Here is a 24,602-nt window from a genome sequence, read left to right as displayed (position 1 = left end):
TCAAATCATAACATATTGGTCTGCGATGTCTACATATCTGTGATATACAAATTCGCTGTTGCAGCCCTTCACCAATCCTCCGCAGACATCACCACTTCTCCGTCAGCAGAAAATCCGCCAGAAGCACGATGCGGATACCGTTCTCGTTGCCCACATCCAGGCCGTTGGTGGTGACCACATACTTGGGATAGTGGTCCGGGATTTCCATAAGGTTGCCCACCTCCCGGTCCGAGTTCTCCGGTAGCTGGACGCAGACCTGGACATAGATCTTCTCGTCCCGGCGGATGCCGATGAAGTCAATCTCCTTGGCGGCGTTTTTCCCGACGTAGACCTCATAGCCCCGGCGCTTCAGCTCCAGGAACACGATGTTCTCCAGAGCCCCGTCCAGCATCTTCCGGTCATAACCCAGAAGGCAGTATTTCAGCGTGACATCGACCAGATAGTACTTCTCCTGAGTGGCCAGGACTGCCTTCCCCTGAATGTCATAGCGATGGCAGGGATAGATGATAAAGACCTGCTCCAGCCAGCGCAGGTAGTTGTAGATGGATTCCGCGGAGACGGTGCGATGCTCGCTGCGCAAAAACTTGGTGATGGAGCTGGCCGAGAAAGTCTTGCCCATGTTCTCCATCAGGTACTTCACCACCCGGTCAAACAGGTCCGGCTTATTGATCCGATTGCGTTTGAGAACATCCCGGGCAAGGATCGTGTGGTAGATGCCGTTGACGATCTGGTAGGCGCTCTGGGCGTCATAGCTGCCTAATGCGATGATAGGGAACCCGCCAAACCGGATGTAGTCCTCCAGCAGCTCCTTGGCCGGCCGGGAATCTCCTGCGTTGAAGTCCAGAAACTCCCGGAAGGACAGGGGGTAGACGGGGATGGACACATACCGGCCGGTGAGGTAGGTGGAGATCTCGCTGGACATCAGCTTGGAGTTGGAGCCGGTGATATAGATGTCCGCATCCGCCCCCTCCAGCAGGCTGTTGACCGCCTTCTCCCAGCCCTTCACCTCCTGGATCTCATCCAGTAGCAGATAACAGCGGCCCTTCCCATGGATCTGCGCTTTCAGCTCATCGTACATGTCCTTGGCAGAGATGTCCGCCGGAATGTCCATCTCTGTATAGCGTTTTTGGATGATATGGTCCTCCGGTATCCCCCGCCGGCGAAATTCATCAGCCAGCATCTCAAAGATGGTGGACTTCCCGCAGCGGCGCACGCCGGCCAAAATCTTCACCAGCGGCTGGTCCATAAACGGTCTGACAGCCTCAATGTAGGCAGGTCTTATGATCATAGGCTCGCCCCCTTTTTTATGATAGTATACCCGAATTAGCTGTAATATTCAAACACTTTTTCGTGTTAGACATGAAAAAGTGTTTTCTTTTGAGCTTGTTTGAGGTGGACGATGAGCCCAGGAGCATTCGTCCCAGATGATCGACTTCCGGCCAGTGCTGAGAAAGGCCCGGAAACCCGGAACCGGGTGCATCCCCCAGATCAATGACCACCTGTTTGAAGGCCGCTACTCCCCAGTAAGGCCGGGCGGTACGTGGCACAGCAAACAAGACCCGGAAGGAGTGCGAGAAGAAACTGAAAGCCCTCATCTAGGAGATGCAGGCGGAGCGGCAGGCGCTTCAGAACCAGGTGCGGGCATCACTCCGCTGGACAAGCTCACCAAACCTCAGGAGAAGATCTGGATGTACATGAAGGTCCCCCCGACGTGACCAACTACTGGGCCATCGTCCGCGGTGCCGGGGTGACCCGGCACACGGCGGCGAAATGGTATGAGATGATGCGGGGGATGCTGGGGCGAACACCGACCTAAAGAAGAAGGGCTGGTATATCCGTTATACCAGCCCTTTCGTTTCTGATTTAGGTCGTTTTTTCTGCTTGGCACACTTGGGACAGCCATGTCCTTTTGTTCGGCTGGCAATGACAGCTTCCCATTCGTGTCCGCACCGTGGGCACTTCCACCATGCCCTTTTCCCACTTCCGGGAAGCAACTGACGCGGATTCAAACCTACGTTTTTTTGAAAATTCCACTCCTCCATCAACCCTGGACACAAAGTTGCCAAGTCATTTACACCGCTTTTGGGGACCCTACCACTGCAACATGGGCATCCCACACCTCTCTTGCGATTATTAGGGCTTGCCTCCCACTCATAACCACATTGCGGACAAAGCCACCAAACCGTCTTAAAGTGTCCTGCCGAGATATCATCGGGGGATAATACTCCGTTTTTTGTCGGATGCCACTCTTTTGCTAAATCAGGCATTGTCTCAGCAAGAGAACCCACCCGTTTTGCAACTTGTTTTGTATATGTAGTTCCCCGTCGACTCTTGGAACATTCCGCACAGCCATATCTTCCTGGGCGTGTCATACTGTTAATGCTACATTGCCACTCATGTCCGCAGTCTGGACATTTCCACCACACGACTTGGTTGGAACTCACTGTAAACATACTGGGGACTAAATTCTTGTTCTTGGTAAAATCCCAGCACCTGACAACATCTGGACGAAGTTCCTCCAACGAGTTCTTGATTTCATTCAGATAGTTGAGAATGTCCGCTCTGTCTCTTTCCAAATCAACTGTGATAGCACTATGAAGATAGCGAGGATTTTTTCTTGTCCACATATTTGAATTCCGGTCAATGGAATCCAATATCGCCTGAATAACACCTTCCAACTCAGAATATGTCCGTACTTTGGGAATGTAATAGACTGCATCCGCAACATCATTCCATTCTTGGTCCGTGTTTTCTTTAACACGAATAAGGGTAATGTGATGCTTCTGGCAGATGGTGTACTTTTTCTTTTCTCGTTTCAACTGTGTTGCGGAGTTATGCCAGGCTGCACCATCAAACTCAATTCCTAATCGTATGGATGGAATATAAACATCCAATTCCATGGAATGTTCAAATATCTCTTTATATCTGTTGACTGCATCAGGATATAGTTTTTTAACGTAATAGAGGATTGCCTGCTCAGGGAATGAAGTCTGGTTCTTGGCATTGCAAATTGGGCATTGTGTATCATCGCTGTTTCTATCGTGAATCGTCGCCTGATATTCATGTCCCACCGGACACATCCACCACACTCTTTTCCCGCTTCCAGCGGTAACATCAAATGGAGTTAAATCAGCGTTTTTCGTGGGATGCCATTCTTTCGCCAAGCGAGGATTTACAGTTGCAAGATTATTGAATCCTCTAAGTGCTTTATGTCCGGAACAGTACGGGCAAGAGTATCCTCGGTTGGTTCGTTTGATAATGAACTGCTCGTAGGCATGTCCTTTTTCACACCGCCACCATACTTTTTTCCGACTACCGGCAGTTACATCACACGGCGTTAAATCAATGTTTTTATCATAGTTCCATTCTTTTGCCAAGTCTGGATTTGTCGTTGCCAAATCGTTTATACCTTTGAGTGCTCGATGCCCAGAACAATAGGGACAGCCATATCCTCTTTTTGTCCTCAGATTGACCACCATTAAATAGGAGTGCCCTTTGGGACACAGCCACCAAACTTCCTTGCTCGATCCAGATGTGATGTCTTCCGGATTTAAGTTCCTATTTTTTGTGGGGTGCCACTCTTTTGCCAACACGGGATTCACAGTAGCCAAATCATTCTCACCTTTTATCAATTTGACCATGATTACCTCCCTCTCGACAAGATAGTGGTTTGAATGTGTATTTTAGTAGAGCATAGGCCGCAAAGATAAAATAGATTTTCCTTTTACATTGCTGCATAGGCAGAGAATATTTTCATATAAGAGGGCTCTGTGTGCCATCATCAAAGGCGCAACGGCCAGTTAGCACCTGATGGCCAAGTGGTATGAGACAATGCGGAGATAGTGACTCCGGTTAATCTCCATAGCGCCACGCCTTACTGAAAACTTTTCGGATGTATCATGCTACTTTTCAATAGAAATCATACAACTGTTTGCGTATTCTGGCTAATAATTTGTGTGGAAGGTTTCTGTGCCCTAATAAGATACGGTTGTCCGTCTGAGGCCTTCTGATCTTGACGTTCTGGGCGATACCGCTACGGGATCACACCGTTTCTGAAAAACAGCTTTTACTCCTGTTGTCGTGCAATAAAGTTCGAGATGGCCTCCACCGTCTGGGCCTGCTGTTCCTCTGCTGAGATCGTGGCGGGCAGATCCCCTTTCTGGGGGCCGTAATTGCCGAACTGGGCGTGGTTGCCGCCCTCAATTTCCACCACATTCTCTTTATAGTCGATCTTGGCCTCCACGCTCTGGTTCAGGGAGCCGTAGATGGTGAGGGTGTCCTCCGGCGGATAGTCGCCGTAAAGGTAGGCCCCCAGTAGGATTAGACCGTCCACCTCGTCCGGGTGCTCCGAAGCGAACTGGGAGGCCATGGCCCCGCCCATGGAGTGACCGGCGATGTACCAGTGCCGAATGTCCGGGAACTGGGCCATCACATCCTCTGCCGCGTTCACGTCGAAGATAGCCAAATGGAAGGGCATCTCCACCAGGATGCAGGTGAGGCCGGTCTGCCGGAGCTGGTCCAGCAGGGGCAGGTAGGCGGCGGTTTCCACCTTGGCCCCGGGATAGAAGATGACGGCGGTGTCCGTAGGATAAGAGGGGGAGAGGGCCGTCAGATCATCCCGGACCTCAATATTATCCCCGGCGGAGAGCACCTCCAGGGCCACGTCCTCCGCCCGGTAGTAGTCGGACACATACCAGAAAAAGCCCCCCGCCGCCAGGACCAGCACCGCCAGCAAAATGCCGGCGGCGCTCTTCCACCGTTTGCGGCGGTGTTTCGTCACTGCTTGTTCCATTACGTCTCCCACTCCTTTAGTAGTTCGGTCATCCGCTCCAGCCCGGTCCCCAGGCCATCAAAGCCCGCACACCGGCTGGGGCGGGTGTTGACAGCGTGATCCAGCAGGGGCTGGGCCTGCCGGTCTGTGTCCAGGCACAGGTCCGATGTCAGCACATCTTCCCAGGCCCGGTTGAGAAAGGCCACCTCCCGGCGACCGTGGGTGCGGGTCACATCCATCGCTCCTGCCCGGCTCAGGTAATCTGCCACAAGCTCCTGAGAAAAGTCGGCGGCGGTGAGGCTGTCCAGAAGTCCCTCCCGGAACAGCGTCGGCAGATCCGCCCACTGGAGAGACACCACATCATAGCGGACGAAGGCGTACCGGCTGTGGCAGTGGACGGCCAGAAGGCTCCTGTTCCCCCGCAGGGTGATGACATGGAGGTCCCAGCAGAACCTCCGGTCCGGCTCGGTACCATAGGGAGGAGGCTTCTGTTTCAAAAACCGCTGGAGGGGAACCAGCTCCACCATGCCGCCTCGTGAGGGATGGTGACCTTCTCCACCCGCAGGGTCCCGTTTTCCACCTCCGCCATCATCATGGTGATCTCCTGATGGAACCGCCGGGGGCCACAGGAGCCGGGGTTCAGCCAGAGAAGGCCGTCCTTCTCCTCCTGGAAATACTTGTGAGAGTGGCCGAACACCACCGCGTTGATCCCGGGGAGGTCTGCCGGGACTTCTTTTTTGTTGTGCACCATGTAAAAGGACACCCCGCCCAGGGTGACGGTGAGGTGGTGGGGAATGTGCTCCGCCCACTCCTTGTCGTTGTTGCCCCGGACGATGTACAGCGGTGCGTACTGCCGAAGCTGGTCCACAATTTCCTGCTGGTTGATGTCCCCGGCGTGGAGGATGGCGTCGGCGGTCTTCAGGTATTCCACCACTTCCAGCCGCAGCAAACCGTGGGTATCAGAGAGAATGGCAATGTTCACAGGCTACGCCCCCTTATTTAAATGATGATGCCCTCGCAGTGGTCGATCTCATGCTGGATGATCTGGGCCGTCCAGCCAGTGAAGGTTTTTAACCGATCCTGGAACTTCTCATTCTGCCAGCGCACCTTGATGGTCTTCCAGCGCCGGGCCGGGCGGGTGCCAGTGAGGGAGAGACAGCCCTCCTCCGCCTGATAGGGCCCGGACTTTTTGACGATCTCCGGGTTGAACATGACCATATAGGTCCCCTCGTTGTCAAAGACGATGATGCGTTTGTTCACGCCGATCATGTTGGCCGCCATGCCCACACAGCCGTCTTTGTGGTGCTCCAGGGTCTCCAGCAGATCGGCCGCCACTTGCAGGTCCTCCGGCGTGGCGGGCTCCGCCTTCCGGGCCAGAAATGCTTCGTCTTTGCAAATGTCTCGAATCATAATTCGTTCTCCTTGTGTGCCTGAATGGCAGCAGCGATGGTCTCCGCCGCGATACGGGAGCCCAGCTCACTGGGATGGATGCCGTCGGCGGCATAAAGGTCCTGGGGATCGGACCACTTGTAAAACCGCTGGCCCACGTCAGCAATCAGGGCATTATTTTCCTGTGCCGCTTTGTGATAGGCCTCGGACAATGCCCGGGCCCTCTCGTCGTAATCCCAGCCTTTGTCGGTCAGCTTGGTTCCGCCCTTCTGGTAGGCCCAGGTGGCGAACAGAATGGGCACCGCTCCGTTTGCCCGGATCTGCCGGCAAAGCCGCTCCACGCTGGAGAAGAAGCTCTTGGGGGCGGTGATAGGGCCGTGGCTCATCTCCTGGAGCACCACGTAGTCCCATTTCTCCTTTTGGAGCGCCGCTTGGGTCTGACTGCCCAGCCTGGTATGGGGGTCCATCTGCTCTGACAGCCGCGCTCCGCCCCGGGTATGGTGGATCACCTCCGCCCCGGTCAGTTCAGCCAACATCTTCGGCATATTGTTGGTAGAGGTAAAGCTGTTGCCCAGCATGAGGATCCGCATGGCACTGCTCCTTACTCGTTTATTTCACTGCTTTCCACTGCCATTATACGCGGCCCAGTTGGGAGGAACAAGACCACAATGCGCGGCCAGGCCTATCAGATTTTGCGATGCAAGATTCAAAGATAAGGCTGCGGCAGCATGAACTGATTGTGAATGGGTGGTCATGCCCCACGTTCCAAAAATTGTGTAGTTTGCTTTTGCCTCTTTTCGAAACGAATCGTGGTGGAGATGGACAAGAAGCTATATCTACAACAAAAATTCAAAACAAATCCGAAAAAGTGCTTTGACCACATTTGAGGCTTTATTTATGCAAAACGCCAAACAAACTATTGCTCAAAAAGTTATAAAAACCGCCTCAAAACATCGGTTTTGAGGCGGTTTTTGGTCCGAGTGGGGAGACTCGAACTCCCGGCATCTTGCTCCCAAAGCAAGCGCGCTACCAACTGCGCTACACCCGGATATTCAGTTTTTCTGCATGATACCATGCGGAGAGGAAAAAAGCAAGTTTTTCGTGTCTGTGGGCGGCGCTGTGGTCAAGCCCGATTTTGCGGGAATTTTTCAACCGGGGAATTTTCGCCACAAGCTACTGTCCCAAGGACTTCCGGGATTTCGCTTTCAGGGGAATGGATAGGTCGTCTATCCTCCCAAATCAAGCGCAATACTACCTTCACTATATCCAGATATTCGATGTTTCATTTTACATTTGATACATACCAACAAACCGGCATATTGTTTGCTCACAGACTGACAATCAGCTAACAAAATATAGTATAGTATATTTTGAAAAAGATTGCAAGTATTCCTATCAATATGATAAGATATTTTTGTAACAAACCTGAGAGGTGACATCCCTATGAGAATGAGAAAAAAGCCCAATCTAATTCCCCGAATGGAGCGGTGTGCCCGTTTTTTAATTCGCGAACCGTCCTCCTACCGGGGACATTGGAGACAGTTAAAGCCGGACGCCAAGGAAATTAGGCTAGAGATCGGCTGTGGAAAGGGGCGGTTTTCTGCGGAGACCGCTCAACGGAACCCAGATGTCTTATATATCGCTTTGGAGCGGGTGCCTGACGCCATGGTCATTGCTATGGAGCGAAGCATGGAAAAGGGACTGGATAATATTTTTTTTATTGATGGTGACGCAGCCAAGCTCCGGGATTATTTTGCGCCAGGAGAGGTGGATCTGCTGTATATCAATTTTTGCGATCCATGGCCAGGGTTGAAACACGCCCGCCGCAGATTGACCCACGAGCAATTCCTGGTTCTGTATCGTGGGATCCTTAGAGAGGGGGGGCAGATCCACTTCAAGAGCGACAACCGGGATCTGTTTGAGTGGTCCCTTTTCCAATTTCCAAAGGCTGGATTCATACTATCTGAAGTTACTCGTGATCTCCACGGACAGGGTATCAACGGGGTAATGACGGATTATGAAGAAAAATTCTATCAAATGGGGACGCCTATCAACCGCTGCGTAGGAACGAAGGAAGCGATGAATCCGGAGCCGGAATATAAGCCCATCGTAGGACCTGACCAGAGCCGCAGGACAAAGACGGATGCGGAGACGGGATAGAAGGAGAGCGGTATCATGCGCTTTTACCGCCTAATGGGAAGCGACTTTCAGATTTTGGACGGAGAGAAAATCACGCATGTGCCCCTGCCGGGACCACTGGCGCCCGGCGTGTATGCCCACTTAGTGGGCGGAGAGCGCTATGCGGCCATAGGGAATTCCCGAGCCACTGCCGAAGGGCTGAGATATGTGCCTGAGGAGGCCCACGGCCTTTGGCTTTATGACCAGCAGGAAGGACAGCTACTCACGGTTCCCATCAAGGTTACAAAAGAGGACTGCTTTACCGCGGATTCGATTATGGGACCGGGGAATACGCTGTATTTTAGCGACGGGAATAGCTTTTGGCGTTGGAGATTGGGGGAGCGGCAGGGGGAGAAGCTGGTTCGCTTTCAACAGGCCAAAGGGGCCCCTATGGGACTGGGGATCAGTCCGGAGGGTCGGTACCTGTCTTACTATAAATACCGCTCCGGAAACAAGGTGCTGCACCTATATGATCTGGATACCGGAGAGGTTCGGGATACGAAATGCTCCATCTTTCATTACCATTGGCTGGATGAAACAAGCGTGGTATATACCAAGTCAAGTGGGGTGAAGGCACTGGATATAAAAACCGGCAGATGCACCACGATACTTCGAGGTTACAGAGATATCCTGCGGTGGGGAAGCGCCCCGGATATCCTGGCTCCCTTTGAGCGGGAGAAGGAGGTGTGGGAAGAGATGGACCTGCTGGGGATCAGCGGGGGGCGTCTGTGGTTTAGTCTGAGGCTGTGCTGCCCTCGGGAGGCAGCTTTAAGGTCTGGTTCTGAAAGAGAGCCCTTCCACCACGGGATATGGTCCTCGGCTGTGAATGGGAGCCAGCCTAGATTCCACTTTGAGTGCCCACAGATATCCAGCAGCTCCAGCGGGCCGGTGTGGACCGGAGACTGTTTGACCTGGTCGGACAGCGCTGGCGCTTATCTATATGATGGCCGCCAGCTGCGGGAATTTTTCGGCTGGAAGCCCCTGGTGGGGTATCCTGATTTCTGACATAAAAACGCCGCCTGGGAAAAACGAGGCGGCGTTTTTGAGCGTTTATGCTGTCGGAGGTGTCGGTTCTAGTCGAGAGTCCCGGCTATATAGGATCTTCAAAAAGATGGGGGTGATGATAGCAGACACCAAGATCAAGATGATAACACTGGTGAAGAACATGGAATTGAGAAGGCCCAGCAGTAGCCCCTTTTGGGCCACAATCAAGGCCACTTCGCCCCGGTTCATCATACCGACACCGATCTTGAGGGAGTCTCTGCCGGAGAAGTGGCATAGACGGGCCATTCCGCCGCAGCCGACCACTTTAGACAGCAGACCGACCACAAGGAAGGCGAGGGTAAACAGAAGGAGCTTAGGATTCATCTCGCCCACATCGGTACTTAAGCCGATGGAAGCAAAGAACAGGGGGCCAAAAATGATATACGAGTTAATGTCCATCTTGCGCTCGATATAGGGGGCGTCTTGCAGATTGGATAACACCAATCCGGCTACATAGGCGCCGGTGATATCGGCAATTCCAAAATACTCCTCGGCAATATAGGACATTGCCAAGCAGAAGGACAGAGCAAGGATGGGTAACCGCCTGGTCTGTGGGTGACGAGCATCCATTCGATCAAAGAACTGATAGATTAGATAACCTACCACGGCAGAGAAAAGGAAGAACATCAAAGTTCCCCAGGCTACCATGAACAAAGAGGAATCGGGATCTTTCAGGCCGCTGATGAGGGTCAAGACGATAATGCCGAGTACATCGTCAATGATAGCGGCTGACAGGATAGTGGTGCCGACCTGCTCTTTTAGATGGCCAAGCTCCCGCAGAGCCTGCACGGTAATAGATACAGAGGTTGCGGTCAGGATACAGCCAATGAACAGCGCTTCATAGAACAGATTTCTCTCTGAGTTGTCCCCGCCATAAAACAGCAGGAAAAGGCCCGTACCCGCAACTAGGGGGAGCAGAACGCCGGAAGTGGCGATAGCAAGGGCCTTGGGGCCGCTGCGCAGAAGTTCTTGGGTGTCAGACTCCAGACCGGCCGAGAACATGAGGAGCACAACGCCGATCTCGGCCATTTGGGTCAAGAAATCGGAGGGCTGGACCAGACCAAAGACACAGGGCCCAACCAAAAGACCAGCTACGATCTCACCTACCACACTGGGGACTTTCAGCCTTCGCGCGCACAGGCCGCAAAATTTGCCAGCCACCAGAATGATGGCGATATCTTTGAAAATTGTATAAGAGTCCATAAAATACCTCCTGTGCAAAGAGGCGGGCCACAACTATCATATCCGACGGACCGTCTTTACCGCCGTAAGGCCGTTACCTGTTTTGCAGACAAATCATAGGCTTAACTTTCGAAAAAGTCAAGGGAGCAAGCGTTCAGATTTCGTTCATTTTTTAATTTAAAAATTTTGATTATCCCGAAAAACCCTTGAAATACAAGCACATTCGCAGGATTTCAGATTGATTTTACTACCAATTTACTACTTTTAACGGATTGCGCCTTGATATGCCGGAACATCTTGCGAGCATGAAACAACCCAATACAAACGCGACGCACTGGCGGCGCGGCACGTCGGCAATCACACAATTTCATATAGCACCGCACTGGCGGCGTTACCTTATCCCAACCGGGAAACAAGGAACGCCGCTATTTTTTTACCCTCATGTTACGCAGTAGGGGCAAAAAGAGTCTTGCTACACAAGGCTTTGCGGGTACGGTTTTCACAGGGTAAGGGATTGATACCTAAACCCTTAAAATCGCTGTTCTACCGCGTAACAAATATGCAGCAAAGGAGTTGATGAAGCTATGGCAGTTTTCCGCGTGGAGAGAAACACAGGATATACGGTTATGAGCAACCACCATTTACGCAACAAAGAACTTTCCCTAAAGGCAAAAGGGCTGTTATCGCAAATGCTGTCCTTGCCGGAGGATTGGGACTATACCCTTGCGGGACTGTCCTATATCAACCGGGAAAAAATCGACGCTATCCGCGAAGCTGTCCGGGAGCTTGAAAGAGCCGGATATATTCAGCGTTCAAGGGAGCGCGACGAGAAAGGACGCTTGCGGGGAACTGATTACATCATCTATGAGCAGCCGCCTAACTTGGATTTACCTACATTGGAAAATCCAACATTGGGAAATCCAACATTGGAAAATCCTACGCAGGAAAAACCTACGTTGGAAAATCCAATGCAATTAAATAAAGATATACAAAAGACTGACTTACCAAAAAAAGAAAAATCAAATACGGATTTATCAAGTAACCATTCCATTCCTATCCTTTCCCCTAACCCCTCTCCTTTGAGGGAAGAAACGGCAGAGCCGGAACGGAAAGGAACGGAAGCGGCAGACGCATACAGCGTGTATGAGGAAATCATCAAGGACAATATCGAGTATGAGCATTTTATCAAGCATACCAACATTGACAGGGAACGCTTGGACGAGATTGTGTCCCTTATCCTTGAAACTGTCTGCACCAAACGAAAGACAATTCGTATCGCCGGGGACGATTATCCGGCAGAGCTTGTCAAAGCAAAGTTTATGAAGCTGAACAGCAGCCACATTGAATTTGTCTTTGACTGCATGAAAGAGAACACCACGAAAATCCGTAACATCAAGCAATATCTGAAAGCGGTACTTTTCAACGCGCCCAACACCATTGACAGCTATTACACCGCCCTTGTCAACCACGATATGTACGGCGGCTATTAAAAAACAGGAGGATTTTAATATGACACAGAAAACAGGAGCTTTGATTTTTGATGAAACGGCAGACCGTTACGACATTCGCTTTGACCTTAACGACTACTACGGAGGATTGCATTGTGGGGATTGCCTTGAAGTGTTTGTACGCGGCAAATGGAAGCCGACCCGCATGGAGTACGGGGACAACTGGTATCTTGTCGGTGTGAGGGCTTCGGATTTGAACGGGCTGCGGGTGCGTATCTAAAGGCGGCATGAAAAATGTACGCCTTATTTTTATGCCCCGAAGCGGCACACCACCCTAACCAAACTATGAAAGGAGGGATTTCATGCAAGATGAAGTCAATGAAAAAGTCGTGTCTTTAGCAATCAAAACATCTAAGCTGACCGCCGAAGTGCTGCAAAAGGCTATGAAAGCCCTGCTTGCCAAAGGCAAAGGGCAGCTAACCAAAGCCCCGCATGGGAAAATCACTATGCGGCAGCTTATGAAGCAGGGAGAAAAGGTTTCCAACATTGAGATTACCGACCAAAATATCAAAGCCTTTGACCCTATCGCAAGGAAAAGCGGGCTTGATTACAACGTCAAGAAGATTGAGAACGGCAAGCCGCCGACCTATCTTGTGTCTTTTAAGGGCAAGGATATTGACGTTATGACCGAAGCGTTCCGGGAATTTACCGCAAAGAAATTAGGCAGGGATAAAAAGCCCTCTATCCGCAAGCTGCTTTCCACTCTGAAAGACAAGGCGGCAGCTCTGAACGCACAGAAGGACAAAGTGAAGAAAAAGGACAGGGAGGCATCGCTATGAAGCCGGAACTTAAAAAGCTGCTTATCCTAAATGCCCCCTATCTGCTCTTTGTCTATCTCTTTGACAAAATCGGACAAGCGGTACGCCTTGCGCCGGGGGCTGACCTTTCCGGCAAGGTGCTTTCCCTTGCAGACGGCTTTTCCGCTGCCTTTGCAACCCCGCTTCCGAGCCTTGCCCCTATGGATTTGCTTATCGGTATTGTGGGGGCTGTCCTTATCCGGCTTATGGTGTACTTCAAAGGCAAGAACGCGAAGAAATACCGAAAAGGTATCGAATACGGTTCAGCCCGTTGGGGCAACGCCGAAGATATAAAGCCCTATACCGACCCGGTATTTCAAAATAACGTGCTTCTGACACAGACGGAACGGCTTACCATGAACAGCCGCCCGAAGCAGCCGAAGTATGCAAGGAATAAAAATATCCTTGTTATCGGGGGAAGCGGCAGCGGCAAGACGAGATTTTTTGTGAAGCCCAACTTAATGCAAATGCACTCAAGCTACGTTGTAACTGACCCGAAAGGTACGGTTTTAGTCGAGTGTGGGAAGCTCTTACAGCGCGGCGGGTATCGGATAAAGGTGCTGAACACGATAAATTTTAAGAAATCCATGCGTTATAATCCCTTTGCCTATATCCGCAGCGAAAAAGACATTTTGAAACTGGTAAATACCTTGATTGCCAACACCAAAGGGGACGGGGAAAAAGCCGGGGAGGATTTTTGGGTAAAATCGGAACGGCTCTTTTACTGCGCCCTTATCGGCTACATTTGGTACGAAGCCCCGGAGGAAGAAAAGAACTTCACGACGCTGCTTGAAATGATAAATGCCAGTGAAGCCCGCGAGGACGACCCGGAATTTCAGTCCCCCGTTGACCTCATGTTTGAACGGTTGGAGGAAAAAGACCCGGAACACTTTGCCGTCCGGCAGTACAAGAAATTCCTGTTATCTGCGGGAAAGACACGAAGCTCTATTCTCATTTCCTGCGGTGCGCGGCTTGCCCCTTTTGACATTAAGGAGCTGCGCGACCTTATGGAAACCGACGAAATGGAGCTTGACACCATAGGCGACCGCAAGACCGCCCTGTTTGTTATCATCAGCGACACCGACGATACTTTTAACTTTGTCGTGAGTATTCTTTACACGCAGCTTTTCAATCTGCTTTGCGACAAGGCAGATGATGAATACGGCGGCAGGCTGCCCGTCCATGTGCGCTGTCTGTTAGACGAGTTTGCAAATATCGGGCAGATACCGAAGTTTGAAAAGCTCATAGCCACCATACGAAGCCGGGAAATCTCCGCGTCGATTATCTTACAGTCGCAAAGCCAGTTAAAGGCAATCTATAAGGACAACGCCGATACCATAGTCGGCAACTGCGACACCACCCTTTTCTTGGGCGGCAAGGAGAAAACCACCCTCAAAGAAATGTCGGAAATCTTGGGGAAAGAAACCATTGACAGCTTCAACACTTCCGAGAACCGGGGGCGCGAGGTATCGCATGGGCTGAACTATCAGAAGTTAGGCAAGCAGCTTATGACGGAAGATGAAATAGCGGTTATGGACGGCGGGAAATGTATTTTACAGCTACGAGGGGTGCGCCCGTTCTTCTCTGATAAGTACGACATTACAAAGCACCCCAACTATAAATATCTTTCCGACTATGACAAGAAAAATACTTTTGATATGGAAAAGCATTTAAGGCGCAGACCCGCCCTTGTGAAGCCGGACGAAGTATTTGACTACTACGAAATCAGCGAAAGCGATTTGCAGGAGGACACCGACCATGAATAGACGTATCAGAAAGAAAAAGGACAAGAAAATCACAGAAGCCATAAACGGGCTTGTTTCGATTGCTGAACGACGGGAACAGCAGCGGCAGGCTGCTATCCGGCAGTTTGTGAAACGGTGTGAAGCCCTGTATGAGCAGCAGCGAAAAGAAAGGAGGAATTGACGCAGTAACAAAGAAAAAGACAACTTGCATGATACGCGCCCCTACAAAAATTCCTATCGCCCACACTGACAACTGAATACCGCCGCGCAGCAGACATTTAGGCAGCGCGGGGACTTATGACCGCGGCAGTTTGAAAACTGACCGCCGTTTTTTATGCCCTTTTACGGGCAAGCCGCATTTGCGGCAGAAAGGAGTTTTATGGAATTTTTCAACAGCGCAATCGGCGTATTACAGACTTTGGTTATCGCTCTTGGAGCAGGACTTGGCATTTGGGGCGTTATCAATCTCTTGGAGGGCTACGGAAATGATAATCCGGGCGCAAAATCACAGGGCATTAAGCAGCTCATGGCGGGCGGCGGCGTTGCCCTTATCGGCACTATCCTTGTACCTCTGCTTTCCGGCTTGTTCGGTTAAGCGCGGGTAGCTGCCTATGCAGAGCATACTTGACGCGATTAACGAATGGATAAAGGAAATCCTTATCGGAGCGATAAACGGTAATCTGTCAACTATGTTCGGGGACGTAAACGAAAAAGTCGGGACTATCGCAAACGAGGTAGGACAGACCCCGCAGGGTTGGAACGCAAATATTTTCAGCATGATACAGACCCTTTCTGAAAATGTAATCGTTCCGATTGCGGGGCTTGTCATTACCTATGTCCTATGCTACGAGCTAATCAGCATGGTAACGGAAAAGAACAATATGCACGACATAGAAACATTCATGTTCTTTAAGTGGATATTCAAAGCCTTTGTCGCGGTGTTTATCGTAACCAACACGTTCAACATCACAATGGCGGTCTTTGATATGGCGCAGCATATCGTTTCCGGCGCAGCGGGGGTTATCGGCGGCGATACGAATATCGACGTTGCCGAAGCCCTTGCCGCCATGCAGGAGGGGCTTGAAGATATGGAAATCCCCGAACTGCTCTTACTTGTGCTTGAAACAAGCCTTGTAAGCCTTTGCATGAAAATCATGTCCGTACTGATAACCGTTATCCTCTACGGCAGAATGATAGAGATTTACCTTTACTGTTCGGTATCGCCTATTCCATTTGCGACCATGACCAACAGAGAATGGGGACAGATTGGAAACAACTACCTAAAAGGGCTGTTCGCTCTTGGTTTTCAAGGCTTCCTCATTATGATATGTGTCGGTATTTACGCCGTACTGGTAAACGATATGATAATCGCAGACAATCTGCACAGCGCGGTATTTTCCCTTGCCGCCTATACGGTTATCCTCTGTTTTTCCCTGTTCAAATCCGGCACACTGGCAAAATCCATATTCAACGCCCACTAAGGGCAGAAAGGAGGTATTTTCTTGGCGTATGTACCTGTACCCAAAGACCTTTCCAAAGTCAAAACAAAAGTCGCTTTCAATCTGACAAAGCGGCAAATCGTTTGTTTTGCGGCGGCTCTCTTAATCGGACTGCCGCTGTTTTTTTTGCTCAAAGGCAGCGCAGGGACAAACCTTGCGGCTATGGCGATGATTGTCGTCATGCTCCCCTGTTTCCTGCTTGCCATGTATGAAAAACATGGGCAGCCCCTTGAAGTGGTGGTAAGAAATGTCGTTCAGACAAAGTTTACCCGCCCAAAGGAGCGACCTTACAGAACCGAAAACCTATACGCTGTCTTGGAAAAGCAGCGAAAACTTGAAAAGGAGGTATCAGCGATTGTCAAAAGGACAAACAAAAAAGACGCGGGAAGCCGCAGGAAACAGGCGTAAGCTGACCCGCGCCGAAAAGAAACAGATTGCCGAAGCTATCCGAAAGGCAAAGGGGGACGGCAAAGCCCGCACCGCACAGCAGACCATTCCTTACCTTGCCATGTACCCGGACGGTATCTGCAAGGTTACGGAAAAGAGATATTCAAAGTGCGTCGTGTTCGAGGACATCAATTATCAGCTTGCACAGGCAGACGATAAGACCGCCATTTTTGAAAACTGGTGCGATTTCCTCAACTACTTTGACGCGAGCGTGAGCGTGCAGCTTTCTTTCATCAATCAAGGGACGCAGCGGGAACAGGCAGAAAAAGCTATCACTATCCCGGCACAGGAGGACGCTTTTAACTCTATCCGCACCGAGTATTCGGATATGCTGAAAAATCAGCTTAGTAAAGGCAACAACGGGCTTGTGAAGCACAAATACATTACCTTTACCGTTGAAGCCGATAACAAGGCGGCTGCAAAATCAAGACTTTCCCGTATCGAAACCGACGTGTTTAACAATTTCAAGGTGCTTGGCGTAACCGCCCGCCCCTTATCCGGCTATGAACGCTTAAAGGTGCTGCATGGGGTATTCCACCCGGAGGGCGAGCCGTTCTCCTTTTCCTTTGACTGGCTTACCCCGTCGGGGCTGTCTACAAAGGATTTTATCGCCCCGTCCTCTTTCCGTTTTGGCGAGGGCAGATATTTCCGCATGGGGAAGAAAATCGGCGCGGCGAGCTTCCTTGAAATCCTTGCGCCGGAGCTTAACGACCGTATGCTTGCCGACATACTGGACTTGGAAACAGGGGTAATCGTCAATTTACATATCCGCAGTATCGACCAGTCGGAAGCAATCAAGACCATTAAGCGCAAAATCACAGACCTTGACAAGATGAAGATTGAGGAACAGAAAAAAGCGGTTAGAAGCGGCTATGACATGGATATAAGTGCGACTCGTTCCTGAACAAAGCCTTCGTGGTTGAAGGACAAAATCAGGCACTAACAAAAGAACGAAAATTTCAGATGTTAGGAGAACTAACAATCCAAGAGGTGGAATGATGGGGTAACGCCCTGAAACGCCCCCTTAATACTCCGACTGGCGGGTGTAAGTGAAAACTGACCTGTCAGAAGCTCGGTGAAGTCGGCTGAGAGTAGCCGTATGGATTGCTGGATACTTACCAGCCCCACGAAAGCTGTCCAGAGATGGACGGTGCTACCTATAGGCCGGAGGTCTACAAAATACCCAAGGTCAGAATGTTTGAAATATGACTGACGAAAACCGCGAATGTAAGGGTCTATACCATGACGGCATAGAAATGTGCTGGTAGCGTTCATCGCTAATCAGTGTGGTGGAGTAAAAATTGATGTTATGAAACACCATAGCACGTTACAGGCGTGTTCAAGCTGACAGGCTTAAAGCGGAGACCTAAAGGTATATGTAAAGATAGGATTGTTGGAACGAGGAAAGGCAGTAGGCTTCTACCATTAGGAAGTAAGCAGACGAATCATATAAGCTGCTGTACTACTGCTGAAAAGCAGAGGTCGAACTGATGATGTTTTCTGCGAAAAAGAGGAAAACGGAGGAATGGCCTCAAGTCAGTCAAACAGGCAACTTAGCACTTAGTCGCAATTAGGATTGCGAGTATGACAAAAAGAAGTCACTCGCCGTAAAGGAGAGTGATGCCTGATGCCAAATGAGAAGAAACCAAAAACCAAATGCGTGGAGTATCTCCGCCATGCTGAATACTACGATATGCAAAGTACCTTTGATGAACTGTATGCCAGAAGTCAGGCAGGAGAAATTTTCGAGAACCTGATGGATGTGATACTTTCAAGAGAAAATATCCTGCTGGCCTATCGGAACATCAAATCCAATACCGGGAGTATTACGCCGGGAACAGACAAGCTGAAGATTTCTGATATTGGTAAACTTACCGCTGATGAAGTCACAGCAAGGGTACGCAAAATCGTCAAGGGAGCTAAAAACGGCTACACCCCAAGAAGCGTAAGACGCAAAGACATCCCAAAACCAAACGGGAATACCAGGCCACTGGGAATCCCTTGTATCTGGGATAGATTGGTACAGCAATGTATCAAGCAGGTCATGGAACCTATCTGCGAAGCCAGGTTCAGCAACAATAGCTATGGATTCCGTCCAAATCGGTCGGTTGAAAATGCGATAGCGGCAATCTACAGGCTTATGCAAAAGTCAGGACTTCACTATGTAGTAGAGTTTGACATAAAAGGTTTCTTTGACAATGTAGACCATTCAAAACTGATAAAACAGTTATGGTCACTGAATATCCGGGATAAAGAACTGCTCTATGTAATCCGTAGGATTCTCAAAGCTCCAATCCTCATGCCGGACGGCAACACAGAACACCCAACAAAGGGAACGCCGCAAGGCGGAATTATTTCCCCACTATTGGCAAATGTGGTGCTGAATGAACTTGACCATTGGATAGAAAGCCAATGGCAGTGCAACCCGGTAACGGAAAACTACGCTTACAGAGAAAATGCGGCAGGCTGTCCGATACAAAGCCATGCGTACCGGGCAATGCGGAATACACGGCTGAAAGAAATGTATATCGTGAGATATGCAGACGATTTTCGGATTCTCTGTAGAACAAGGGAACAGGCAGACCGGACGCTGATTGCGGTCACGCAATGGCTGAAAGAACGCCTGCGCCTTGATGTTTCACCGGAGAAAACGAGAGTTGTTGACGTCAGACGGAGCTATTCTGAATTTCTCGGATTCAAAATCCGACTACGCAAAAAGGGGAAAAAGTACGTCGTTCAATCGCACATGTGCGATAAAGCATACAAAAAGGTTAAAGCCAGCCTGACTAAACAAGTCGGAAATATCAAATTTCCCAGAAAAGGACGTGGAGAAGCCGGGGAAGTACGGCTGTTCAACTCCATGGTTATGGGAATCCAGAATTACTACCAGTTAGCCACTGACATCAGCATAGACTGCGGTGATATTGGCAGAACTGTTAATACAGTTCTCAAAAACAGGCTGAAATCTGGAAAGACACACCGGCTGAAAAAGGAAGGCCGTGACCTGACAAAAACGGAAATCCAAAGATATGGGAAATCGGAGCAACTAAGATATATAGTACAATCCAAAGAACCGATTTATCCAATAAGCTATGTTCAATGTAAAAATCCAATGAGTCAGCGGCGAAAAGTGTGCGCTTACACAGCGGCAGGAAGAAGTGAAATCCATGACGATTTGCGGATAAACACTTTCTTACTGCTACAGCTAATGAGAGCGCCTACATACAGCCGCAGTACAGAGTATGCGGATAACCGTATCTCACTGTTCTCCGCTCAATGGGGAAAATGTGCGGTAACGGGAAAGAAATTTCAGTGTATATCAGAAATTCACTGCCATCACAAGAAGCCAAAAGGAATTGGAGGCAGAGATAAGTATGAAAATCTGGTATTGGTGCTTGCACCAGTACATGAACTGATACACGCAGTTGATGAGGACACTATTCGTTCTTATCTCACCGCTCTTAAATTGGATACTTCACAGCTCACAAAGCTGAACAAACTGCGAACATTGGCAAAAAGGAAACCCATTGATTTGGAGAAGCCAAATCTTACGAATAATTCTCATAATGGTATGACTAAGGAGACTAAGAAATCTGTTTGATTGATGGAACGCCGGATGCGGTGAAAGTCGCATGTCCGGTGTGAAGCGGGGGAAAAGCTGGAGATAACTTCAAAGGCTTACCTATCGCTATTTCCGTCCGACCTTGCCACCTACGGCGGGGAAGCAAAAAACCTACTCCGCGATTTGCAGAGCCGCAACGAAAGAATGTTTCTGCTTACGCTGCTTGTCTTAAACCTTGCAGATACCAAGCAGAAATTGGATAACGAAGTGTTCGGGGCGGCGGCAATCGCACAGAAATACAACTGCATTTTGACCCGCCTTGACTACCGGCAGGAACAGGGGCTTATGTCCTCTATCCCGTTGGGGGAAAACCTTATCCATATCCAGCGCGGCTTGACGACCAGCAGCACCGCCGTTTTCGTTCCCTTTACGGTGCAAGAGCTGTTCCAAAGCGGCGAAGCATTGTATTACGGCTTAAATGCCCTTTCCAACAACATGATTTTGTGCGACCGAAAGAAGCTGAAAAACCCCAACGGCTTGATACTCGGCACACCGGGCAGCGGCAAAAGTTTTTCTGCAAAACGTGAAATCACAAACGCTTTTCTTATCACGTCCGACGACATTATCATTTGCGACCCCGAAGCCGAATATTACCCCCTTGTCGGACGTTTGAAAGGACAGGTTATCAAGGTTTCGCAGAACAGCACGCAGTACATTAACCCTATGGATATTAACCTCAATTACAGCGAGGGCGACACGCCCATAGCCTTAAAGAGCGATTTTATCCTTTCCTTTTGTGAGTTGATTATGGGAGGTAAAAACGGGCTGGAAGCTGTCGAAAAGACCTTGATTGACCGCGCTGTTATCAGCGTGTACCGCAACTACCTTGCCGACCCGAAGCCCGAAAATATGCCGATTTTGGGCGACCTCTACGACGAGATCAAGAAGCAGCCGGAAAAGGAAGCGCAGCGTATCGCGGCGGCATTGGAACTCTATGTAAACGGCAGCTTGAACATTTTTAACCACAGGACAAACGTTGACATTCATAACCGCCTTGTCTGCTTTGATATTAAGGAACTCGGTACGCAGCTTAAAAAAGTCGGTATGCTTATCGTCCAAGACCAAGTATGGAACAGAGTAACGGTAAACCGCAGCGAGGGCAAGGCGACGCGGTATTACATCGACGAGTTTCATTTGCTGCTCAAAGAGGAACAGACCGCAGCATACAGCGTCGAGATTTGGAAGCGTTTTAGGAAGTGGGGCGGTATTCCGACAGGTATCACCCAAAACGTGAAAGATTTGTTGTCGTCCCGCGAGGTGGAGAACATCTTTGAAAACAGTGATTTTGTGTATATGCTCAACCAAGCCCAGGGCGACCGGGAAATCCTTGCCAAGCAGCTTAACATTTCACAGCAGCAAATGACCTATGTAACCCATTCCGAAGCGGGCGAGGGACTTATCTTCTATGGCAACGTGATTTTGCCCTTTATTGACCGTTTCCCAAAAGATACGGAACTCTACCGCGTGATGACGACCAAGCCCGGCGAGGTGTCAGCATGAAGATAGAAACGGATAAAATCTATTGCGGCGACAGCTTGCAGGTGCTTCAAACCTTGCCGGATAACTGTATGGATTGTTGCGTAACGTCCCCGCCCTACTATGCTTTGCGCGATTACGGCACAGACGGGCAGATCGGACGGGAAGCAACGCCGGAGGAATATGTTTCCCGCATTACAGCGGTTTTCCATGAGGTAAAGCGGGTGCTTACGCCGGAGGGTACTTGTTGGCTGAATATCGCGGACACTTATTGCGGCACAGGCAGCAAAGCCGACCACCAAGACCCGAAATATCCCAAAGGCAGGAACGGGCAGCAAGTGGCGGTAAACCACCGCGCCCCCGGCTGCAAGCCGAAAGACCTAATCGGTATTCCGTGGCTTGTAGCCCTTGCCTTGCGGGGCGACGGTTGGTATTTGCGCAGTTCTATCATTTGGCACAAGGGAAACGCCATGCCGGAAAGCACGCGGGACAGACCGACGCGCTGCTATGAATATGTGTTTCTGCTTACCAAGTCGAAGAAATATTACTACGATTGGCAAGCAGTAGCCGAGCCGATAGCCCCCACAACGGCGGTACGGCTGAAAAGCGGAGTTGGGAAAGGCAACAAATATGCCGCTACCGTTCCGGGGCAAAACCAGCCGCAGAAAATCAACCGTCCCCGCAGGAAAGGCGCATACACCGACGAAATGATTTCCCCCGTCCGCAGCCGCCGCAACGTTTGGCAGATCAACACAGCTTCCTATCGCGGCGGGCATTTTGCAGCGTTCCCGCCCAAACTTGCGGAAACGTGCATTTTGGCGGGCTGTCCTGTCGGCGGGATTGTGCTTGACCCGTTTTTAGGCAGCGGCACGACCGCAGCGGCGGCAAAAAGCCTTTCCCGCCGCTATGTGGGTATAGAGATCAACCCCGAATACTGCACCCTTGCAAAACAGCGTATTGGAGGTGATGAACATTGAGCAAGGAATTAAAAGCCCCCGACAAGGTAACGCAGAAAATGACCCGCGACGGGGCGGTTGCGGAAAACCTTACGACGGGCGAAACAACGAGTATCAGCGAAAGACCGCCGGAGGAAAACTATTCAGCCCCCGTAGCGGGAGCAGCGGAAAAAGCCACCCAACGTATTGGCACAGAGGTTAGCCGCCACTTTGAAAAGGGCGCGGAGAAAAAGACCCTTGACGCAGCACAGCTTAAAACCCATACGTCCCGCTTGCAGTTTTCCGAAGCGGAACGGGCAACGCCGGACCTGCAAAAGGCAATCAAAAAATCCGATACGGCGGCTGACCGTTTAGACAAAGCGCGGGCAGCTATCCCCAAACAGACCAAAATCACAAAAGAGCGCGTTTTTGACGAAGCCAAAGGCAAAGCAAAGACGCGCCTTGCTTTTGAAAAAACGGATAAGCCCCCAAACGGCAAGTTGCGTCATAACCCGTTATCCCGTCCGGCGCAGGAATTGGACGCCGCCGTACATGGAAAAATCTATGAGGTGGAGAAAGAAAACGTCGGTGTGGAAAGCGGACACAGGATAGAACTTGTGGGCGAGAAAGCGGGCGGCATGACGACGCGGGCAGTAAAACGCGGCATACGCAGCCATAAGCTGAAACCTTACCGGGCGGCGGCAGCAGCCGAGAAAAAGGCAGCAAAGGCAAACGCCGATTTCCTCTACCAAAAGGCGCTGCATGATAACCCCGCCCTTGCGCACTCCAACCCGATTTCCCGTTTTTGGCAAAAACAGCGCATTAAAAAGCAGTATGCAAAGGCGTTGAAAACGGGCGGCAAGGTGAAAAAGACCGCCGAAGCCACCGCAAAGGCGGCGAAGAAAACGGCGCAGGAAACCAAACGGGCGACGTTCTTTGTCGTCCGGCATTGGAAAGGCTGCTTGATTGTGGGCGGGATTGCCTTTATCGTGCTTCTGTTTTTCGGCGGCTTGTCCTCTTGTTCCCTGTTCGGCGGCAACAGCGGCAGCGGCTTGATTGCGTCGTCCTATCTCTCCGAGGACGCGGATATTACAGGCGCAGAAAGCGCGTATGTCGCTATGGAAGCCGAGTTACAGGATATGCTGGATAACATCGAAAGCGAATACCCCGGCTATGACGAATACCGGGTAACGGCTGACGAGATCGAGCATGACCCGTATGTGCTAATCTCTATCCTCTCCGCTTGGCATGAGGGCGTGTTTACTCTCGATGAAGCGCAAAGCACCCTTGAAATGCTCTTTGATAAACAGTATATCTTGACGGTTACGGAGGAAGTCGAGGTACGCTACCGCACCGAAACGCGGACGGACAGCGAGGGCAACGAATACGACGTTGAAGTAGCCTATAACTATTACATTCTCAATGTGGATTTGGAAAACTTCAACCTCTCCCATGTTCCCGTTTACATTATGGGCGAGGAACAGCTATCCATGTACGCTATGTATATGTCGTCGCTTGGGAACAGACCCGACCTTTTCCCGCAATCCGGCTATATTTCAAAATACTATGAAAACCCGCCAGCGGATTATGAAATCCCGCCCGCCTATCTGGAAGATGAACAGTTTGCGCGGCTCATTGAGGAAGCGGAAAAGTATGTCGGTTTTCCTTATGTGTGGGGCGGCAGCAGCCCGGAAACCTCTTTTGATTGCAGCGGTTTTGTTAGCTATGTGCTGACGAACAGCGGCTTATACAATACGGGCAGACTTGGGGCGCAGGGGCTTTACAACATTTCAACCCGCGTTTCCAACCCGCAGCCGGGGGATTTGGTTTTCTTTACGGGTACATATGACACACCGGGGGTATCTCATGTGGGTATCTACGTTGGCGAGGACGGGGACGGAAGCCCCGTCATGCTGCATTGTGGCGACCCGATACAATACGCAAAACTTGATACAAGCTATTGGCAATCCCATTTTTACGCCTATGGGCGGCTACATTACAACTGACTT

General features: G+C 50.5%; 22 protein-coding genes, 1 tRNA gene and 2 pseudogenes. 16 read left to right on the top strand and 9 right to left on the bottom strand.

Annotation, left to right across the window (positions count from 1 at the left end; genetic code table 11):
- Nucleotides 1-88 precede the first annotated feature (88 nt).
- The gene (locus OCV64_RS09370) at nucleotides 89-1,288 is read right to left on the bottom strand and encodes an ATP-binding protein (RefSeq protein ID WP_262669863.1); all 1,200 of its coding nucleotides are present in this window, start codon (nucleotides 1,286-1,288) and stop codon (nucleotides 89-91) included.
- A 136-nt stretch (nucleotides 1,289-1,424) separates the two neighbouring features.
- On the opposite strand from OCV64_RS09370, the gene OCV64_RS09365 reads away from it, so the two are divergent.
- Entirely contained in the window at nucleotides 1,425-1,715 is a 291-nt protein-coding gene (locus OCV64_RS09365) for a hypothetical protein (protein WP_262669862.1), read from the top strand.
- Between the two features lie 123 nt (nucleotides 1,716-1,838).
- Here the strand turns inward: OCV64_RS09365 and OCV64_RS09360 are convergent, their stop codons facing one another.
- The 7 genes from OCV64_RS09360 to OCV64_RS09330 all read right to left on the bottom strand — a co-directional run bounded on the left by OCV64_RS09360 (nucleotide 1,839) and on the right by OCV64_RS09330 (nucleotide 7,208).
- The gene (locus tag OCV64_RS09360) at nucleotides 1,839-3,641 is read right to left on the bottom strand and encodes a zinc-ribbon domain-containing protein (protein WP_262669860.1); all 1,803 of its coding nucleotides are present in this window, start codon (nucleotides 3,639-3,641) and stop codon (nucleotides 1,839-1,841) included.
- A gap of 425 nt (nucleotides 3,642-4,066) precedes the next feature.
- Nucleotides 4,067-4,792, bottom strand: a complete 726-nt coding sequence (locus OCV64_RS09355; protein ID WP_262669859.1) for an alpha/beta hydrolase — start codon at nucleotides 4,790-4,792, stop codon at nucleotides 4,067-4,069.
- Nucleotides 4,792-5,298, bottom strand: coding sequence for a DUF6933 domain-containing protein (locus tag OCV64_RS09350; protein ID WP_262669858.1), 507 nt, complete (start codon nucleotides 5,296-5,298; stop codon nucleotides 4,792-4,794). The genes OCV64_RS09355 and OCV64_RS09350 overlap by 1 nt, the downstream gene beginning before the upstream one ends.
- Entirely contained in the window at nucleotides 5,265-5,753 is a 489-nt protein-coding gene (locus tag OCV64_RS09345) for a metallophosphoesterase family protein (protein ID WP_262669857.1), read from the bottom strand. Before OCV64_RS09345 ends, OCV64_RS09350 begins: the two co-directional genes overlap by 34 nt.
- A gap of 17 nt (nucleotides 5,754-5,770) precedes the next feature.
- Nucleotides 5,771-6,181 (bottom strand): peptide deformylase, encoded by a 411-nt coding sequence (locus tag OCV64_RS09340; protein WP_262669856.1) that lies wholly within the window; start codon nucleotides 6,179-6,181, stop codon nucleotides 5,771-5,773.
- Nucleotides 6,178-6,750: an SGNH/GDSL hydrolase family protein gene (locus OCV64_RS09335; RefSeq protein ID WP_262669855.1), complete on the bottom strand. Its 573-nt coding sequence runs from the start codon at nucleotides 6,748-6,750 to the stop codon at nucleotides 6,178-6,180. The genes OCV64_RS09340 and OCV64_RS09335 overlap by 4 nt, the downstream gene beginning before the upstream one ends.
- Before the next feature lie 382 nt (nucleotides 6,751-7,132).
- Nucleotides 7,133-7,208, bottom strand: a tRNA-Pro gene (locus tag OCV64_RS09330).
- 395 nt (nucleotides 7,209-7,603) lie between these two features.
- Between OCV64_RS09330 and trmB the strand changes: the two genes are divergently transcribed.
- Together trmB and OCV64_RS09320 are read left to right on the top strand one after the other, a co-directional pair.
- The gene (gene trmB, locus OCV64_RS09325) at nucleotides 7,604-8,320 is read left to right on the top strand and encodes a tRNA (guanosine(46)-N7)-methyltransferase TrmB (RefSeq protein ID WP_240287901.1); all 717 of its coding nucleotides are present in this window, start codon (nucleotides 7,604-7,606) and stop codon (nucleotides 8,318-8,320) included.
- 15 nt (nucleotides 8,321-8,335) lie between these two features.
- Nucleotides 8,336-9,343, top strand: coding sequence for a TolB-like translocation protein (locus OCV64_RS09320; RefSeq protein WP_186853006.1), 1,008 nt, complete (start codon nucleotides 8,336-8,338; stop codon nucleotides 9,341-9,343).
- A 45-nt stretch (nucleotides 9,344-9,388) separates the two neighbouring features.
- Here OCV64_RS09320 and OCV64_RS09315 read toward each other — a convergent pair whose 3' ends face one another.
- Nucleotides 9,389-10,585: a cation:proton antiporter gene (locus OCV64_RS09315; RefSeq protein ID WP_186853005.1), complete on the bottom strand. Its 1,197-nt coding sequence runs from the start codon at nucleotides 10,583-10,585 to the stop codon at nucleotides 9,389-9,391.
- Nucleotides 10,586-11,148: 563 nt separating this feature from the next.
- Here OCV64_RS09315 and OCV64_RS09310 point away from each other — a divergent pair.
- The 13 genes and pseudogenes from OCV64_RS09310 to OCV64_RS09250 all read left to right on the top strand — a co-directional run bounded on the left by OCV64_RS09310 (nucleotide 11,149) and on the right by OCV64_RS09250 (nucleotide 24,599).
- Nucleotides 11,149-12,054, top strand: a complete 906-nt coding sequence (locus tag OCV64_RS09310) for a DUF6017 domain-containing protein (RefSeq protein ID WP_003529199.1) — start codon at nucleotides 11,149-11,151, stop codon at nucleotides 12,052-12,054.
- A gap of 19 nt (nucleotides 12,055-12,073) precedes the next feature.
- Nucleotides 12,074-12,292, top strand: coding sequence for a DUF5348 domain-containing protein (locus tag OCV64_RS09305; protein WP_002610290.1), 219 nt, complete (start codon nucleotides 12,074-12,076; stop codon nucleotides 12,290-12,292).
- An 82-nt stretch (nucleotides 12,293-12,374) separates the two neighbouring features.
- Nucleotides 12,375-12,851, top strand: coding sequence for a PcfB family protein (locus OCV64_RS09300; protein ID WP_055153213.1), 477 nt, complete (start codon nucleotides 12,375-12,377; stop codon nucleotides 12,849-12,851).
- On the top strand, nucleotides 12,848-14,635 hold the full coding sequence (locus tag OCV64_RS09295) for a VirD4-like conjugal transfer protein, CD1115 family (protein WP_003529196.1): 1,788 nt from the start codon (nucleotides 12,848-12,850) through the stop codon (nucleotides 14,633-14,635). The genes OCV64_RS09300 and OCV64_RS09295 overlap by 4 nt, the downstream gene beginning before the upstream one ends.
- The gene (locus tag OCV64_RS09290; RefSeq protein ID WP_002610319.1) at nucleotides 14,628-14,795 is read left to right on the top strand and encodes a hypothetical protein; all 168 of its coding nucleotides are present in this window, start codon (nucleotides 14,628-14,630) and stop codon (nucleotides 14,793-14,795) included. The genes OCV64_RS09295 and OCV64_RS09290 overlap by 8 nt, the downstream gene beginning before the upstream one ends.
- Before the next feature lie 198 nt (nucleotides 14,796-14,993).
- The gene (locus OCV64_RS09285) at nucleotides 14,994-15,209 is read left to right on the top strand and encodes a Maff2 family mobile element protein (protein WP_002610321.1); all 216 of its coding nucleotides are present in this window, start codon (nucleotides 14,994-14,996) and stop codon (nucleotides 15,207-15,209) included.
- 16 nt (nucleotides 15,210-15,225) lie between these two features.
- Complete coding sequence (locus OCV64_RS09280) at nucleotides 15,226-16,095, top strand: VirB6/TrbL-like conjugal transfer protein, CD1112 family (protein ID WP_002610323.1); 870 nt, start codon at nucleotides 15,226-15,228, stop codon at nucleotides 16,093-16,095.
- A gap of 21 nt (nucleotides 16,096-16,116) precedes the next feature.
- Nucleotides 16,117-16,521: a PrgI family protein gene (locus OCV64_RS09275; RefSeq protein ID WP_003529188.1), complete on the top strand. Its 405-nt coding sequence runs from the start codon at nucleotides 16,117-16,119 to the stop codon at nucleotides 16,519-16,521.
- Nucleotides 16,469-17,446 (top strand): annotated as a pseudogene (locus OCV64_RS09270) (VirB4-like conjugal transfer ATPase, CD1110 family); the annotation flags it as partial. The gene OCV64_RS09275 and the pseudogene OCV64_RS09270, both read left to right, overlap by 53 nt.
- A 741-nt stretch (nucleotides 17,447-18,187) precedes the next feature.
- A complete protein-coding gene (ltrA, locus tag OCV64_RS09265) occupies nucleotides 18,188-20,161 on the top strand; it encodes a group II intron reverse transcriptase/maturase (protein ID WP_055221925.1) in 1,974 nt (657 codons plus the stop codon).
- Nucleotides 20,162-20,242: 81 nt separating this feature from the next.
- A pseudogene (locus OCV64_RS09260) lies at nucleotides 20,243-21,682 on the top strand (VirB4-like conjugal transfer ATPase, CD1110 family); the annotation flags it as partial.
- Nucleotides 21,679-22,635 (top strand): DNA-methyltransferase, encoded by a 957-nt coding sequence (locus OCV64_RS09255; protein ID WP_007709580.1) that lies wholly within the window; start codon nucleotides 21,679-21,681, stop codon nucleotides 22,633-22,635. The pseudogene OCV64_RS09260 and the gene OCV64_RS09255, both read left to right, overlap by 4 nt.
- Before the next feature lie 38 nt (nucleotides 22,636-22,673).
- The gene (locus OCV64_RS09250; protein ID WP_432432396.1) at nucleotides 22,674-24,599 is read left to right on the top strand and encodes a C40 family peptidase; all 1,926 of its coding nucleotides are present in this window, start codon (nucleotides 22,674-22,676) and stop codon (nucleotides 24,597-24,599) included.
- Nucleotides 24,600-24,602 lie beyond the last annotated feature (3 nt).

It is taken from the genome of Muriventricola aceti (assembly GCF_025567565.1).
In the GTDB taxonomy this organism is placed as follows: domain Bacteria; phylum Bacillota; class Clostridia; order Oscillospirales; family Oscillospiraceae; genus Lawsonibacter; species Lawsonibacter aceti.
This window is presented reverse-complemented; position numbering and strand designations above follow the sequence as displayed.

Bases quoted from the DNA above. Each gene is read 5' to 3' on its own strand.
- OCV64_RS09370 (WP_262669863.1), bottom strand. From the start codon at position 1,288: ATGATCATAAGACCTGCCTACATTGAGGCTGTCAGACCGTTTATGGAC.
- OCV64_RS09365 (WP_262669862.1), top strand. From the start codon at position 1,425: ATGATCGACTTCCGGCCAGTGCTGAGAAAGGCCCGGAAACCCGGAACC.
- OCV64_RS09360 (WP_262669860.1), bottom strand. From the start codon at position 3,641: ATGGTCAAATTGATAAAAGGTGAGAATGATTTGGCTACTGTGAATCCC.
- OCV64_RS09355 (WP_262669859.1), bottom strand. From the start codon at position 4,792: ATGGAACAAGCAGTGACGAAACACCGCCGCAAACGGTGGAAGAGCGCC.
- OCV64_RS09350 (WP_262669858.1), bottom strand. From the start codon at position 5,298: ATGGTGGAGCTGGTTCCCCTCCAGCGGTTTTTGAAACAGAAGCCTCCT.
- OCV64_RS09340 (WP_262669856.1), bottom strand. From the start codon at position 6,181: ATGATTCGAGACATTTGCAAAGACGAAGCATTTCTGGCCCGGAAGGCG.
- OCV64_RS09335 (WP_262669855.1), bottom strand. From the start codon at position 6,750: ATGCGGATCCTCATGCTGGGCAACAGCTTTACCTCTACCAACAATATG.
- trmB (WP_240287901.1), top strand. From the start codon at position 7,604: ATGAGAATGAGAAAAAAGCCCAATCTAATTCCCCGAATGGAGCGGTGT.
- OCV64_RS09320 (WP_186853006.1), top strand. From the start codon at position 8,336: ATGCGCTTTTACCGCCTAATGGGAAGCGACTTTCAGATTTTGGACGGA.
- OCV64_RS09315 (WP_186853005.1), bottom strand. From the start codon at position 10,585: ATGGACTCTTATACAATTTTCAAAGATATCGCCATCATTCTGGTGGCT.
- OCV64_RS09310 (WP_003529199.1), top strand. From the start codon at position 11,149: ATGGCAGTTTTCCGCGTGGAGAGAAACACAGGATATACGGTTATGAGC.
- OCV64_RS09305 (WP_002610290.1), top strand. From the start codon at position 12,074: ATGACACAGAAAACAGGAGCTTTGATTTTTGATGAAACGGCAGACCGT.
- OCV64_RS09300 (WP_055153213.1), top strand. From the start codon at position 12,375: ATGCAAGATGAAGTCAATGAAAAAGTCGTGTCTTTAGCAATCAAAACA.
- OCV64_RS09295 (WP_003529196.1), top strand. From the start codon at position 12,848: ATGAAGCCGGAACTTAAAAAGCTGCTTATCCTAAATGCCCCCTATCTG.
- OCV64_RS09290 (WP_002610319.1), top strand. From the start codon at position 14,628: ATGAATAGACGTATCAGAAAGAAAAAGGACAAGAAAATCACAGAAGCC.
- OCV64_RS09285 (WP_002610321.1), top strand. From the start codon at position 14,994: ATGGAATTTTTCAACAGCGCAATCGGCGTATTACAGACTTTGGTTATC.
- OCV64_RS09280 (WP_002610323.1), top strand. From the start codon at position 15,226: ATGCAGAGCATACTTGACGCGATTAACGAATGGATAAAGGAAATCCTT.
- ltrA (WP_055221925.1), top strand. From the start codon at position 18,188: ATGCCAAATGAGAAGAAACCAAAAACCAAATGCGTGGAGTATCTCCGC.
- OCV64_RS09255 (WP_007709580.1), top strand. From the start codon at position 21,679: ATGAAGATAGAAACGGATAAAATCTATTGCGGCGACAGCTTGCAGGTG.
- OCV64_RS09250 (WP_432432396.1), top strand. From the start codon at position 22,674: ATGACCCGCGACGGGGCGGTTGCGGAAAACCTTACGACGGGCGAAACA.